This window comes from Nonomuraea sp. NPDC049725 (genome assembly GCF_040674795.1).
Lineage (GTDB): Bacteria > Actinomycetota > Actinomycetes > Streptosporangiales > Streptosporangiaceae > Nonomuraea > Nonomuraea ceibae.
In genome coordinates, this window is sequence record NZ_JBFANJ010000007.1 from 314,247 (window position 1) to 327,940 (window position 13,694).

13 protein-coding genes are annotated in these 13,694 nt (G+C 74.2%); 5 read left to right on the forward strand and 8 right to left on the reverse strand.

Annotated features, from left to right (window positions below):
* The 3 genes from AB0J53_RS20865 to AB0J53_RS20875 all read right to left on the reverse strand — a co-directional run bounded on the left by AB0J53_RS20865 (position 1) and on the right by AB0J53_RS20875 (position 1,939).
* A complete protein-coding gene (locus AB0J53_RS20865; RefSeq protein ID WP_364174537.1) occupies positions 1–192 on the reverse strand; it encodes a ferredoxin in 192 nt (63 codons plus the stop codon).
* Positions 189–806: a TetR/AcrR family transcriptional regulator gene (locus AB0J53_RS20870; RefSeq protein ID WP_219518249.1), complete on the reverse strand. Its 618-nt coding sequence runs from the start codon at positions 804–806 to the stop codon at positions 189–191. The genes AB0J53_RS20865 and AB0J53_RS20870 overlap by 4 nt, the downstream gene beginning before the upstream one ends.
* Positions 807–895: 89 nt before the next feature.
* Positions 896–1,939, reverse strand: coding sequence for a DUF5937 family protein (locus AB0J53_RS20875; protein WP_364174540.1), 1,044 nt, complete (start codon positions 1,937–1,939; stop codon positions 896–898).
* Between the two features lie 60 nt (positions 1,940–1,999).
* Between AB0J53_RS20875 and AB0J53_RS20880 the strand changes: the two genes are divergently transcribed.
* Positions 2,000–3,217: an MFS transporter gene (locus AB0J53_RS20880; protein ID WP_364174543.1), complete on the forward strand. Its 1,218-nt coding sequence runs from the start codon at positions 2,000–2,002 to the stop codon at positions 3,215–3,217.
* 223 nt (positions 3,218–3,440) lie between these two features.
* Complete coding sequence (locus AB0J53_RS20885) at positions 3,441–5,084, forward strand: GMC family oxidoreductase N-terminal domain-containing protein (RefSeq protein WP_364174546.1); 1,644 nt, start codon at positions 3,441–3,443, stop codon at positions 5,082–5,084.
* Positions 5,085–5,093: 9 nt separating this feature from the next.
* Here the strand turns inward: AB0J53_RS20885 and AB0J53_RS20890 are convergent, their stop codons facing one another.
* The 3 genes from AB0J53_RS20890 to AB0J53_RS20900 are packed head-to-tail and all read right to left on the reverse strand — an operon-like array spanning position 5,094 to position 7,749.
* Positions 5,094–5,582, reverse strand: coding sequence for a hypothetical protein (locus tag AB0J53_RS20890; RefSeq protein ID WP_364174549.1), 489 nt, complete (start codon positions 5,580–5,582; stop codon positions 5,094–5,096).
* On the reverse strand, positions 5,579–7,078 hold the full coding sequence (locus tag AB0J53_RS20895) for a HAMP domain-containing sensor histidine kinase (protein WP_364174552.1): 1,500 nt from the start codon (positions 7,076–7,078) through the stop codon (positions 5,579–5,581). Before AB0J53_RS20895 ends, AB0J53_RS20890 begins: the two co-directional genes overlap by 4 nt.
* Positions 7,075–7,749, reverse strand: a complete 675-nt coding sequence (locus AB0J53_RS20900) for a response regulator transcription factor (protein WP_219518256.1) — start codon at positions 7,747–7,749, stop codon at positions 7,075–7,077. Before AB0J53_RS20900 ends, AB0J53_RS20895 begins: the two co-directional genes overlap by 4 nt.
* Before the next feature lie 212 nt (positions 7,750–7,961).
* On the opposite strand from AB0J53_RS20900, the gene vanY-N reads away from it, so the two are divergent.
* Together vanY-N and AB0J53_RS20910 are read left to right on the forward strand one after the other, a co-directional pair.
* Positions 7,962–8,525: a D,D-peptidase/D,D-carboxypeptidase VanY-N gene (gene vanY-N, locus AB0J53_RS20905; protein WP_364174555.1), complete on the forward strand. Its 564-nt coding sequence runs from the start codon at positions 7,962–7,964 to the stop codon at positions 8,523–8,525.
* A gap of 128 nt (positions 8,526–8,653) precedes the next feature.
* The gene (locus AB0J53_RS20910; protein WP_364174558.1) at positions 8,654–9,316 is read left to right on the forward strand and encodes a hypothetical protein; all 663 of its coding nucleotides are present in this window, start codon (positions 8,654–8,656) and stop codon (positions 9,314–9,316) included.
* Here the strand turns inward: AB0J53_RS20910 and AB0J53_RS20915 are convergent.
* A complete protein-coding gene (locus tag AB0J53_RS20915) occupies positions 9,239–9,889 on the reverse strand; it encodes a DedA family protein (RefSeq protein WP_364174561.1) in 651 nt (216 codons plus the stop codon). The two genes, AB0J53_RS20910 and AB0J53_RS20915, sit on opposite strands and share 78 nt — an antisense overlap.
* A gap of 134 nt (positions 9,890–10,023) precedes the next feature.
* Between AB0J53_RS20915 and AB0J53_RS20920 the strand changes: the two genes are divergently transcribed.
* Positions 10,024–10,311, forward strand: a complete 288-nt coding sequence (locus AB0J53_RS20920; protein ID WP_364174564.1) for a hypothetical protein — start codon at positions 10,024–10,026, stop codon at positions 10,309–10,311.
* A gap of 26 nt (positions 10,312–10,337) precedes the next feature.
* On the opposite strand, the gene AB0J53_RS20925 is transcribed toward AB0J53_RS20920, so the two are convergent.
* On the reverse strand, positions 10,338–13,631 hold the full coding sequence (locus tag AB0J53_RS20925) for a BTAD domain-containing putative transcriptional regulator (protein WP_364174567.1): 3,294 nt from the start codon (positions 13,629–13,631) through the stop codon (positions 10,338–10,340).
* Positions 13,632–13,694 lie beyond the last annotated feature (63 nt).

Consider the following 13,694-nt stretch of genomic DNA (forward strand, 5'->3'; position numbering starts at 1 on the left):
TCATGCCTCCTCGACGGCCTTCTCGGGGCAGTTGGCCATCGCCAGCCGCGCCTCCTGCTCCCGCCCCGGTGGCACCAGGCCGTCGCCGACCACCGTCCCGTAGCCTTCGCCGTCCTCGCCGAACAGTGCGGGCGCCAGGTCGTAGCACCGGCCGTGGCCCTGGCACCGTTCGGGGTTGATCTGGACTTTCACGGTGTCGCCTCCGTGGCTGAGGTGGATCCGGTACGGGTGATCGCGGCGACGAGACGGGTGAGCAGCGCGACCCACTCCTCGTCGTCCACCGCGTGCTGGTCGGGGGTGACCAGCGCGCTGCCCATCGCGAGCAGGAAGCAGAAGTGCGCCAGCGCGTCGGGGGAGACCGCGGGGTCGAGCTCGCCCGCGTCCTGCCCGGCGCGCACCAGCCGGGTGATCCAGTCGGCGCGCTCGCGCACGTAGTCGCGCATCGGCCCGGCCACGTCCTCGTCGCGCCGGGCGGCCACCAGCGCCTCGACGATCAGGTAGCCGAGCGCGTCCCGCCGCCGGGGCAGCCGCCGCCCGCTCGCCACCAGCAGGTCCGTGATCGGCTCGTCCGGGTGGGCGGCGAACAGGTCCGCCATCAGCGTCGGCCCGTGCGCCCGCAGCGCGGCCACCAGCAGCTCCGCCTTCGACCCGAAGTGCGCGTACAGCGCGCCGTTGCTCACGCCCGCGGCGGCGGCGATGTCGGCCACGCGCGTGCCGTCGTAGCCGCGCTCGGCGAACGCGTCGGCCGCCGCGCGCAGCAGCCGCTTCCGCGTCTCCGCGGCGGTGACGCCTGCGATACGCCCCATAGGAGAATTGAAAGAACATTCATTTGATTCGTCAAGGGTTGCGGGCCGGGCAACTGGAATGTCTGACGCGGCGCTTGGGGGCCTGGTCGTCAGTGGGCGCGGGGCGGGTCGAGGACTTCGGCGGTTCCCGCCCGTTCGTACCGGTGACCGGTCGGCATGGGACTCGCGTCGCCGGCGAGCAGCGTCTCGGCGACGGCCGTACGGGCATAGAGCACATATCTCCCCGTGCGGTGCGCGCTGGCCAACCCGGCCCTGCGGAGAGCGGTGAGGTGCTGGTTCGCGCCTGGTTCCGACAGGTCGAGGCGGGCGGCCAGTTCCCTGGTCGAGGCGGGCTGGTCGAGTTCGGCCAGCAGTCGGGTGCGGGTCCGGCCGAGCACGGCGGCCAGCGCCTGTGGCGGGTCGCTCTCGCGGTGCTCCCAGAGCGTCGCGACGCCGCGCGGGGGGTAGCGGATCGTGGGCTGCCAGGGCGGGGTCGTGATGGAGAAGACCCGCGGCCAGGTGAACACCGACGGCACGAGCAACAGTCCCAGGCCGCCCAGCGGGCGCACGCCTTCGCAGACCGTCTTGGGCAGGCGCAGTGTCTCTCCCTCCCACGTCACGGCGGGGTCGAGGTCGCTGAGCATGCGCCGCAGGCCGCCCTCGGCCAGCAACCTGGCGCGGTAGAGCACATCGCCTTCGAGCAGGGCCCGTACGCGCGGCCAGTAGGGCGCGATGGCCGCTTCCCAGTAGCCGCGGATCTCCTCGGCCAGCCGTTCGAGGCCACCCACGGGGTCGGCGTAGAGCTCTTGGAGTGCTCGGGTGCGTGGACCGTCCCAGACGTCGAGGCCCTCCTGGACCAGGGATGCCATCGCCGTCATCCCGGCCAGCTCGACCTCCAGGTCGGGCACGGCGGTCGAGGGCGGCGGGCAGACGAAGCCGACGATCGAGACCGTCGGCACCGGCACCAGGTCGGACAGCAGCCGCCAGTCGACATCGGCGAGCCGCCGCCGCACCCGTTCGGCCCAGGGCTTGAGCACGGCATGCGCGGCCGGATTCTTCGCCACCCGCACGCTGGCGACGACCTCCCACAGAGGAGAAACCGCGAAACGGACATTGGCCGCATCCTGTGCGGTGAACGTCAGCTCAAGGCCCATCCGATTCGTCCTCTGCTTAATCAATGGCGCTCGGACGGACGATTCCATCATCTAGGTGCTATGACAACTGTCGCCGGGCCTCCGCTCCTGCATGACCCCTCCTTCAGAAATTTCTACCTGGCGTCGGCGGTCAGCCAGTTCGGCACCCAGGTCGGCTACGTGGCGATGCCCCTGCTCGCGGTGATCGCCCTTAACGCGGGGCCCGGTGAAGTGGGACTGCTCAGCGCCCTCACCACCATCACCGTGCTCGTGCTCGGCCTGCCCGCCGGAGCATGGGTGGACCGGGTCAGGCGCCGCCCGGTGATGATCGCGACGGACCTGGTTCGCGCCGTGCTCCTGCTGTCGGTAACGGTCACGTGGTGGCTGGACGCTCTCACGATGACCCAGCTGTACGGCGTCGCCATCGCGACGGGAATCGGCACGCTCTTCTTCGACGTCGCCTCGCAGAGCACGGTCCCGCACCTGGTCGGCCGCGACCGGCTCACCGCCGCGAACTCGGTGCTCGTCGGCACGAACGCGGCGATGGACGTGGGGGGCAGAAGCTCCGCCGGAGTGTTGGTGGCTCTCGCGGGCGCGCCGGTGGCGATCGTGCTCGACGCGCTCACCTACCTGTGGTCGGCCGTGTGGCTGCGCCGGATCAGCAAGCCCGAACCCGCGCCCGCCCCCGTACCCGGCGAGCGACTCGGACGGCAGATCGGCGAGGGGGTGCGATTCCTCTTCGGCAACCGGGTCCTCATCGCCATCGCGGCGCAAGGCGGCATGACGAACCTCGCCTTCCCGCTCTGCTCGACGCTGCTGCCCGTGCTGCTCGTCGACGAGCTCGGGCAGCCCGCCTGGGTGCTCGGGGCATACCTTGCCATCGGCGGGCTCGGTGTGCTGGCCGGTTCCTCGACGGCTCACCTGATCGGCCGGCGGTTCGGCCGCGGGCGTGCCGTGTGGATCGTCGGCATGACCACTGCGCCGTTCGCGCTTCTGGTGCCGTTCGTCGGCTGGAGCGTCTGGATCTCGGCGGCCGCATGGAGCATCCTGTGCTTCCGGACAGGGGTGAACAACGTGCTGCTCGTCAGCTTCCGGCAGGAAGTCACACCCGACCCGATGCTCGGCCGGATGAACGCCACCATGCGCCTGATCCTTATCGGTGCGGTCGGCGTCGGTGGTCTGCTGGCGGGCCTTCTCGGCGAGGTCTGGGGCATCGGGACGGCAATGTGGACGGGCGCAGCGATCATGGCGCTCAGCTGGATACCGATCTGGTTCAGCCCCCTCCGCCACGAGGTCTGACGCAGGCCGCCATCGTCATGACCACCTGGAGTGTCTTCGCCGCGCCGACCATCCCTCCGGCCCCATCCTGCAGTTGGTATGCACTCGGGGCCCGATCCGGCGCCGTTTCGCTTCGTATACTTCTGAACCCTGCCACCGCGACGTCGTCGGCCCTCGTTCGCGCACCAGCCCCCGTTCACGTCATCGGTGGCGCGGGCCGCCATTCCGACGCGAAGGGACGCTGATGTCCGGTAAGGATGGGAAAGCCTGGCGGGACCCCGACGAGATCGCTCGCCGGGTGCGGGACGGAAGCCTCACCAGACGCCATCTGCTCGCGATGTTCGGTGTGTCCGCGGCGTCGGCGGCCTTCGCCTCGGCCGCGGGGACGGCAGCCGCGGCCACGCGCCGCTACGACTACGTGATCGTGGGAGCCGGCTCGGCCGGGTGCACGCTGGCCGCGCGGCTGTTATCGGACTCGCGGGCGAGCGTGCTGCTGATCGAGGCCGGCGGCACGAACGACCTGCCGGTGGTGCGGGACTTCACCAAGTCGGCCCTGGCGGCGGCCCCGAACTCGGGGCTCGTCTGGCCGTACCAGTCGGTTCCGCAGCGGGAGCTGCTGCACGCGCGGCAGTCGTTCGTGTGCGGGAAGCTAGAAGGCGGTAGCAGCTCGGTGAACGGGATGGTGTGGGTCCTCGGCAACCCGGCCGACTACGACAGCTGGGCCGCCCAGGGCGCCACCGGCTGGGACTACGCGAGCGTGCGGCCCTCGCTGGAGGCGCTGTCCGGGCCCATCGAGCCGTCGGACGAGCTGACGCGGCGCAACCTGCTCTCCCAGGCCACGGTGGCAGCGGCCGTCGACCTCGGCTACACGTTCAACCCCGACTACAACGGCGCCACCCAGTTCGGCGTCTCCTACACGCGGCTCAACGTGGTGGACAAGATCCGCCAGGACGCGTTCACCTCGTTCCTGGTCCCGTACCTCACCGACCCGCGCCTGACGATCATGACGGACGCGGAGGTCGCGCGGCTGACGTTCGACCGCCGCGACGCGATCGACGGGGTCGTCATCCACGCCGGTCGCCGCCGGTTCACCGTCCGGGCCGAGCGGGAGGTGATCCTCAGCACGGGCACGGTCAACACGCCTCGCCTGCTCCAGTTGTCCGGCATCGGCGCGGCGCGGGACCTGCGACGGCTCGGCATCCCGGTCGTCGCCGACCTGCCCGGCGTCGGCGCCAACCTGCACGACCACCTGATCTCGGTGGCGTTGAAGAGGCTCCGCACCCCCGAGCCCGCGACGCATCTCACCTCGATGGACGTCAGCCTCTTCACCGGCAGCGGCCGGGTGCCTGGGACGCCGGCGTACCAGGGGCAGGTCTACTACATCGGCGAGGGCGGGTATCCGCCCTTCTCCGCGTTCTCGCAGGCGGTCGGCATGATCAACCTGCACCCCACCAGCCGGGGGTACGTCAGGCTGCGGTCGGCCGATCCCGCCGTGCCGCCGATCATCCAGCCGAACTTCCTGCGCACCGGAGAGGATCTCGAGGCGCAGCTCGACGGCTACCGGCTGGCCATCGAGCTGGTCAACGCGAAGGGACTGCGCGACTGGGTCATCGACGACGACGCCATCCCCGGCCCTGACGTCAACACCCGCAAGGAGCTGATCCGAGCGGTGCGCACCTATTCGCAGGCCGACTTCCACGCGGTCGGCACCTGCCGGATGGGCACGGACGCGCACGCCGTCGTGGACCCCCACCTGCGCGTACGCGGCGTCAGGGGGCTGCGGCTGGCCAGCGCCGCGATCATGCCCAGCATCACCTCCGGCAACACCAACGCCCCGTCGATGATGATCGGCGACCGGTGCGGACGGCTGATCCTGGGCGGCGCCTGACCACGCGGGTCACTCCGGGCAGTCGCGGGGGCCGACGCTCTGCCCGGCGCCGATGATGGTGACCTGGGCGGGGTGGTCCCGTTCCGGGGCGGTGATCGTGCACACGATCTGGTCGACCGCCAGCGGCGACAGCTCACCGGCCGGAGCCGACAGGGTCACCACCAGGTGGCCGGCCGTCACGGGGGTGACCGAGAACGGGCCGGCCCCGGCCGGGATGTCGGTGGTGAAGCCGTTCGCCCGTTCCCCGGCGGTGGGGCCGACGGCCAGCAGCGCCAGGATGTCCGCCCGGAACCACGGGCGGCTGTCGTCGGACCGCTTCACCGGGCTGGGCCGGCCGTTCTTGACCAGGTAGAGGGTGAGCGTCGTGTGCGTGGCGACGCCACCGCTCGGCGGGGCGCCGACGGAGATGGGGTCGCTGGGCCGCACGCCGCAGCCGGCGACGGCGACGAGCGCCGCCACGCCCAGGGCGAGCCCGAGACGGCCGGGTCCGGCTCTCACGCGGGACCTCCCGATTCGAGGTGCCCGTCCGGATCGTCCATCCGGCGCGGCAGGTGGAGCGTGAACACGGCGCCGCCGTCCGGGGCGTTGGCGACGGTGAGATCGCCCCGGTGCAGCCGCGCGTTCTCCCGCGCGATGGCCAGGCCGAGACCGCTGCCCTCGGACCTGGCCCGGGCCGCGCTGGCCTTGTAGAACCGGTCGAACACGTGCGGCAGCACCGCCTCGTCCAGCCCCGGCCCGTGGTCGCGCACCTCCAGGACGATCTCCTCCGCGCCGGCGGACAGCCGTACCGACACGGGCGGCTCGCCGTGCCGCAGGGCGTTGCCGACCAGGTTGGCCAGGACGACGTCCACCCGGCGCGGGTCCAGCCGCGCGCTCACCCCGGCGGGCAGCTCGGTGCGTACGGACTCCGACCAGCCACGGGCGTGCAGGGTCGCGCGCACCAGCTCGGCCACGTCGACCTCGTTCAGCGCGAGCGCCGCGACGCCGGAGTCGAACCTGCTGATCTCGATGAGGTCGTTCACCAGCCCGGTCAGGCTGAGCGTCTCCTGGCTGACCAGCCGCGCGGCGCGCCCGGCGGTCTCGGGCAGCTCGGCCGCCTCCTCGTCGAGGACGTCGGCGACCGCCGCGAGCGCGGCCAGCGGGGTGCGCAGCTCGTGGGACACGTCCGCCACGAACCGGCGCGCGTCGGCCTCCATCTCGCGCAGCTGCTCGACGTGCCGCTCCAGCTCCGCGGCCGTCTCGTTGAACGTACGCGCCACGTCCGCCAGCTCGTCGGAGCCGCGGACCGCGATCCTGGTCCGCAGATCGCCCTCGCCGAGCAGGCGGGCCGCCCGGCCCAGCTCGCGCACCGGGCGCAGCACGCCACGGGTGGCCAGCGACGCGAGGACGACCGAGAGCACCAGCGCCGCCCCGCCGGCGAGCCACGCCCGCGCGGCGAGGCTGTCGATGCTGAGCTGCTCGGGAGCCAGGCTGCGCGCGGTGTAGACCTCGATGCCCGACACCTGCGCCGTCCGGCCCGGCTCGGCGATCAGCAACGGCGCGCCGATGAGCAGGATAGGGTGGCCCCTCCACACCACGCGCTGCCACGCCATCTCGCCGCGCGCCACCGTCCCCCGCAGCCCCGCCGGGATCAGCTCCGGGTCCAGGACCGGCGTGTCCTCGCGCCGCAGCCGGGGGCCCGGCGCCGCGAGCAGCGTCGAGTGCGCGTCGCGGTAGACGGCGACCGCGAGGCCGCCCCCGTCGGCCATGACGCGGGCGATCTCGTCGAGGTCGGCCTGGCCCGGCGTCGCGGTCCGCAACGGGAAGAGGGTCGCCAGGCGTCCCCGCGTCGCCTCCACCGTGGCATCCTGGGCCCGCTGGAGGATCGAGGTGCGGGCCTCGACGTACATCGCACCGGCCACCGCCGCCGCCGTGACCACGCACAACAGGGCGAACGCGTACAGCAGCCGGGTCCGCAGCCCCAGACTCGGCCGGGACTCCACCAACCGGCTCACACCGGCCCGAACCGGTACCCGAACCCACGCACCGTCTGCACGTAGACCGGCGCCGCCGAGTCGTCCTCGATCTTCGCGCGCAACCGCTGCACGCACGCGTCCACCAGCCGCGAATCGCCGAAGTAGCCGTGCTCCCACACCGACTCCAGCAACTGCTGGCGGCTGTGCACCCGGCCCGGCGTGCCCGAGAGCTCCAGCAGCAGGCGCAGCTCGGTCGGCGCGAGGCTGACCGGCTCGCCGCGCCTGGTGACCACCAGCCCGGCCCGGTCGATGACCAGGTCCCCGTGCCGCTCCAGCTCCGCCTGGTCCCGGCCGATCCGCCGCAGCACCGCGCGCATGCGGGCCTCCAGCACCCTCGGCTGCACCGGCTTGACCACGTAGTCGTCGGCGCCCGCCTCCAGCCCCGCCACCACGTCCATGTCGTCACCGCGCGCCGTCAGCATGATGATCGGCGTCTCACCGGCCACCCGGATACGACGGCACACCTCGAAGCCATCCATGCCGGGCAGCATCAGGTCGAGCACCACCACGTCCGGGACGTCCGTACGCAGCCGCTCCAGCCCCTGCTCCCCGGACTCCACCGCGCGCACCCGGTGGCCGTGCCGGGTCAGGGCCAGCTCCAGCCCCTCCCGCACAGCCGGGTCATCCTCGATCAACAACACTCGCGACACGCTGCCGAGCATCTCAGCACGCTCCGTAACTCACCCGCCGGCCGACCCCGTCCACTGTCGACCGGCCGTGTCCGCGCCCCGTGCGCGCCGTGTCATCGTTGTGTCACGATCCCGCCCCGGCTCGCCCTCGGGCGCCACGGGCGCGCCGCCGTCGACGAACCATGACATACGGCTGACGACGCGCGCACATCCCCCGCCAATCGTAGTTCGTCATGAGCGAACCACACATCCTCCCGCCCCGGCCCCGCGACCGGCTGTACGCCGTGGTCACGCTGGTGCTCGCCGCGCTCCTGCTGCCCGTGGCCTTCGCCCGCCACCCCGGCCGCGCCCGCGAGCTCGCCTGCGGCTGGGCGCTGCGGCTGCGCTTCCCCGCCGAGGACCTCACCGGCCTCACCGACGGCGCCAAGGCCGCCTTCACCGCGGCGCGCACCGACGCCCTCTGGCGCCACGGCCAGCTCATCGGCCTCACCTCCGGCTACCGCGACCCCGCCGCCCAGCAACGGCTGTTCGACGACGAGGTACGCCGCTCCGGCTCCCCGGCCTCCGCCCGGATGCTCGTCCTGCCGCCGGCCGAATCGCGCCACGTCAAGGGCACCGCCCTGGACGTACGCCCCTACGAAGGCGCCCGCTGGCTGGAGGACCACGGCCCCCGCTACGCCCTCTACCGCATGTACGACAACGAGTGGTGGCACTTCGAACACCACCCCGCCGGCCCCCCACCCCGCCGCCCCCACCCCAACTGGCACCCCCTCCCCGCACCCGAGAACCACGCCTAGCTCTGGCGCTCGCCGGGCGTGTCACCGGCGTCGTGATCACGCAGGCGCACCTCGGCCGGCCCGTGCTGGGGGCGGTCGTGCGCGGGTGATCGTGCAATAGCGTGGGTGGGGAGCAGGAGGGACGTGGCATGGGGGCTGCCCGGAGGGTGGACGTGGCGGGGTTGCCCGAGGAGCTCGTGGCGCTCATCGACGGGCTCGAACCCGGTGAGGAGCTGGTCGTCACGCGGGACGGCGGGTCGATCGCGACGATCTCCAGCACCGTGGACGTGGTGCAGGGGGCCGTCGTCGGGCGCGGGACGCCGGACGAGGGGCACGGGCAGGGGCCGGCGAGCTACGAGGGCGTGACCGTGGTGGCGACCGCGATGGAGTTGTCCACCGCGGCCAGGGTGGCGCTGGCCGCGCAGCTCGGGGCCGACTACGTGGTGCTCGACATGCACGCGGCTCCCGTGACGGCCGACGTGCTGCTGGTGCCGGCGGGCAGTCCGCAGTTGATCGGGGCGTTGCGGTCGGCGTTCCCGAAGGCGCGCGTGGTCGTCACCGAGATCGAGGACGACGAGCTCGGGGTGCGGTACGACGGCCCGGTCCGCCGGTTGCTCGACGCCGGGGCCGACGCGTACCTGCCTCCCGCGTCCGTCCCGAACCTGGCCAGGCAGCTCGACCACGCGCTGAACCACGGGCGGGAGCTCGCGGGCGGGACCGCCGCGCCCCTGCAGCTAGCGGCGGCGGCGGAAGCGCCGGACCAGGCTCACCGCGACGACGAGGGCGACCAGCACGCCGAGCAGGACCCATGACGCCCGCCCGAGCAGCCGTTCCAGGTGGGCGGCGGAGGCGCCCGCGAACGCGCCCAGGCTGACGTACACCGCCGACCACAGCAGCGATCCGGCGAGCGAGGCGGGCAGGAAGCGCCCGTAACGCACCTGGGCGGCGCCCGCGGCGGCCGGGGTGAGCGTGCGCACCACGGGGATCAGCCGGGTGACGAACACCGCCGCCGCGCCGTACCTGAGCAGCGCCGTCGTGGCGCGGTCCCAGTGCCGTACGCCGAGCCGCCGCACCACCCGCAGCTCCCGCATCCGCACGCCGTAGCGGCGGCCGAGCAGGTAGCCGACGTGGTCACCCGCGGTCACGCCGAGGGCGACGACGAGGAGCATCACGACGTACCGTACGGGCGTGCCCGCGGCGGCCCCCAGCAGCAGCACGCCCGTCTCCCCTGGCACGATCGACCCGAGGCCCAGGCCGGATTCGGCGAACGCCATGGCCCCGGCCACGACCCCCACCACCGGGAACGGCAGATCGCTGATCGCCTGGACGACATCCGTGATCAGATCCACCGTGCGCCGCCCCCGTACATGTTCGTGAACCACCATGATCCCGGCTTCCCGGGACTGATGGCGCCAATCGCCGCCCGGGACGGCCTCGTCACCTCACAGTCAGTAGTTGAGTCATCGCTGTAAGTGAACAATGGCGGGGTCCCACCCGTTCGAGAACAGGAATCCAGACCATGCGACGCATCACCACAGCCCTCGCCGCCCTGGCCGCCGCCGGAGCGGTCCTGGCCCCGCTCACGCCCGCCCACGCCGCCGACGGCGTGCTCATCATCAACGACCACCCGTACTTCAACCCCAGCGGCTGCTACTCGAGCGACCGGTGGCCGCTGTCCGTCGCCAACCACACCAACGGGCTCGCGTACGTCTTCAGCTCGCCCGACTGCACCGGCGAGCTGCTCGAACTGGTCGAGCCGGGCGCCTCGACCGTCTCGGAGTTCGGCACGAGCGTGTACATCGACTGACCGAGCCCAGGGCCTGGGCTCGGCGTTCAGCGGCCGGTGCCGAGCTCGTCCAGGTAGCCCGCCACCGGGCCGAGGGTGAGCACGCCGCTGCCCGCCCCGGCCAGCTCTCCGGCGGCGGGCGCGAGCTCGCGGCGCAGGCGGGCCATGACGGCGCGGTCGCCGAGCGCGACGGCGGCGCGGGCCGCCAGGCACAGGCGCGCCTCGCGCATCAGGTCGTGGGGCGATTCGGGCAGGCCGCGCAGCGCCGCCGCGGCCTCCTCGCGCCGGCCGGCGTCCAGCAGGATCAGCGGGCGGACCCACGGCTCGTACGGGCCGTAGTCGCGGCCACGCCAGTTCCCCGCGTCCCCGTCCCGGCCGGTCGTCAGGCGCAGTGCCAGCAGGGCGAGCGGCAGCAGGCCCTCCTCCATGCCGGGCATGCCGCTCCCGGCCAGCCGGGCCTGCGCGTCCCGGTAGGCGGCCGCTGCCTTCTCCGGCCGTCCCGCCAGCGCGTGCCGCAGCCCCGCGTACCAGGCGGTGAACACCCCCACCAGCGGCAGCTCGTACCGGCTCGCGAGCGCGTCGGCGGCCTCGGCGTGCGCGTCGGCGGCGGCCAGGTCGCCCAGCGCGGCGCGCGCCTGGAGCTGGACGAGCCGCCCCAGCACCTCGAACGTCACCAGCTCGCCCCCGGCTGCCAGCTCGACCAGTTCGGCCCCGATCCGCGCCCGTTCGCCCGCCAGCCCGGCACGTCCGAACGCGTGCATGAACCGGGCGTTGAGCGCGAGCGCCAGCGACGCCCGGTCCCCGGACGCGCGGGCGATCGCCTCCGCCTCGCGGGCCGCCCGCCGGCCGCGATCCGACGTCGTGCCGCGCAGCTCCAGCGCCAGCGCGCTCCACAGCCGGCCCACCACGTCCCGGGGAGCGGACGGGTCGCCGGAGAGCGCGGCCAGCGTGCGCTCGGCGGCGGCGGCGATCCGGGCGGACAGGCGCTCGTCGTCGTTGCGCGTCCAGACGGCCGGCACGCCGAAGGCCGTGATCACGGCCGCCGTCAGGTCCGCGTCGCCGAGGCTCTCCGCCGTGTCCACCGCCTCCGCCCGCAGACGCCGCGCCTCCTCCATCCGTCCCGTCACGGCCAGCGCCCGCCCCAGCCCGAGATCCGCCTCCAGCCGATCCCGTACGGCGTCGCCGCCCGTGTGTGTGATCACCTGGCGCCAGAGCCGGGCGGCCTCGTGCGGATTGGAACGACGTTCGGCCAGCTCGGCAGCCGCGCGGGCATAACGGGCGGCCCTGGGCGAGACAGTCCCGCCCGCGGCCAGGGTGAAATGGTGGGCGAGCGCCGCCACGTCGTCCGGATGCAGCCGCTCCACCGCCTCCCCGACCTCCGCGTGCCACCGGGCCCGGCGCAACGCCGACAGATCCCCGTACAGCGTGTCGCGCACCAGGATGTGCGTGAACCGCAGCCCGCCCCGCTCGGTCAGGAACCCCGCCCGCAGCGCCCGCTCCACCGCGTCCAGCATCGGCCCCTCGCCCGCCAGCTCGGCCAGCACCTCCGGGTCCACGTCCCGCCCCGCGACCGCCGCCTGCATCAGCACGGTCCGCGTCTCCTCGGGCAGTTGCGCCAGGCGGTGCCGGATCACGTCCCGCACCCCCGCCGGGACCGCCTCCAGCCCCGCCTCGCCCTCGGCCGCGAACAGCCGGGCCAGCTCCCGTACGAAGAACGGGTTGCCGCCGCTGCGCCGATGGATCAGCCGCACCACCGGCCCGGCCGGCTCCCGCCCGGTGACAGCCCCGGCCAGCTCGCCCGTCGCCGCCTCGGTCAGCCCGCCCAGGTAGACCCGCACGGGCTCGGTGCGCGCCAGCCTGGCCAGCGCCGAGGTCAGCTCCGGGCCGACCTCCGTGGTCCGGAACGTGCCCACGACCAGCACCGGGCCCACCTCCGGCGCGGTGGCGACGGCGGTCAGCAGGTCGAGCGTGTCGGCGTCGGCCCGGTGCAGGTCGTCCAGCACCACCAGCACCGGCCCCCCGGCCGCCGCCCCCGCGACCCGCGCCACGACCGCCCGATGCCGCCGGAACCTCACCACCGCCGGATCCGCGCCCCGCCCCCCGCCGTCCGGCCCGAGCCCGCCCGATCCGAGCCCGCCCGATCCGGGCCCGCCCGATCCGGTCCCGTCCGATCCGGGCCCGCTCGACCCCTCCGGTCCGGGCCCGTCCGGCTCGGGGGGCGGGGGCAGCGCGCCGGTGACCTGGGTCCACGGCGCGGCGACGGGCGCGCCCTCGTACTCGGGGCTGCGGCCCCACGCCGTCACCCAGCCGCGCGCCGCCAGCCGCGCCGCGACGGCCTCGGCCAGCGCCGTCTTGCCCGCTCCGGCCTCCCCGGACACCAGGACGACCCCCGGCCCGCCCCGCCCGGCCACCTGCCCGGCCGCCTCCTCCAGCCGCGCCAGGTCCCCCTCCCGCCCCACGAACACCCGGCCGCCCGCCGCCGGCTCGGGAGCCCGTACGGGGGCCGGGTCGTCCTGGGTGAGGTGGGGCGCCTGGGTGAGGATGTCGGACTCCAGGCGGCGCAGCCGGGGCCCCGGGTCCACGCCCAGCTCGGTCACCAGCGTCTCGCGGACCCGGCGCAGCGCGGCCAGCGCGTCGGCCTGCCGCCCCGACCGGTAGAGCGCCGTGGCGAGCAGGTGCCAGGCGTCCTCGCGCAACGGCCGGTCACCGGCGTGCGCCTCCAGGTCGGAGACCGCCTCGGCGGAACGCCCCAGCGCCAGCAGCGCCCGCGCCCGCCGCTCCACGGCCAGCGCCAGCAGCTCGTCCAGCCGGTGGATCTCCGAACGGGCCCACTCCTCCCCGGCGTTCTCGGCGTACGCGGGCCCGCGCCACAGCGCCAGCGCCCCGTCCAGGCAGGCCAGCGCCCGCTCCGCCTGCTCCCGGCCGCGCACCGGACCCGTGGGCGCCGGGCCCCCGGGCGGCACGGCCGGCCGCCCGTCGGCCAGCAGCCGCCCCGCCTCGCCGACGGCCGCCTCGAAGCGCCAGGCGTCCACCGCGTCGGCCGCCGCCCGCAGCGCGTAGCCCGGCGCCGTCGTCACCAGCAGCCGCGCGGGCTCACGCGGCGGCCGATCGGGCTCCAGCGCCCGCCGCAGATCGGACACGAACGTCCGCAGCGCCGAAACCGCCCCCTCGCCCGGCTCCTCCCACAGATCCTCGACGAGCCGGTCGACCGGCACCACCCGCCCACGGGCGACCAGGAGCCGCGCCAGCACCGCCCGGTGCCGGGGCCCCCTGAGCGAGATCGGCCCGTGCTCGCCCACCGCCTCCAACGGCCCGAGCACGCCGAACGCCACCGTGGTCACGCCCCCAATCTACGCAGCTCCGGCCCCCTGTCCCGACCCGCTGACCCGGTCCGCTGATCCAAC

Excerpts from the sequence above, each read along its gene's own strand:
- vanY-N (WP_364174555.1), top strand. The coding sequence starts at position 7,962 with ATGAGCGAACCACACATCCTCCCGCCCCGGCCCCGCGACCGGCTGTAC.
- AB0J53_RS20880 (WP_364174543.1), top strand. The coding sequence starts at position 2,000 with ATGACAACTGTCGCCGGGCCTCCGCTCCTGCATGACCCCTCCTTCAGA.
- AB0J53_RS20885 (WP_364174546.1), top strand. The coding sequence starts at position 3,441 with ATGTCCGGTAAGGATGGGAAAGCCTGGCGGGACCCCGACGAGATCGCT.
- AB0J53_RS20870 (WP_219518249.1), bottom strand. The coding sequence starts at position 806 with ATGGGGCGTATCGCAGGCGTCACCGCCGCGGAGACGCGGAAGCGGCTG.
- AB0J53_RS20920 (WP_364174564.1), top strand. The coding sequence starts at position 10,024 with ATGCGACGCATCACCACAGCCCTCGCCGCCCTGGCCGCCGCCGGAGCG.
- AB0J53_RS20915 (WP_364174561.1), bottom strand. The coding sequence starts at position 9,889 with ATGGTGGTTCACGAACATGTACGGGGGCGGCGCACGGTGGATCTGATC.
- AB0J53_RS20910 (WP_364174558.1), top strand. The coding sequence starts at position 8,654 with ATGGGGGCTGCCCGGAGGGTGGACGTGGCGGGGTTGCCCGAGGAGCTC.
- AB0J53_RS20875 (WP_364174540.1), bottom strand. The coding sequence starts at position 1,939 with ATGGGCCTTGAGCTGACGTTCACCGCACAGGATGCGGCCAATGTCCGT.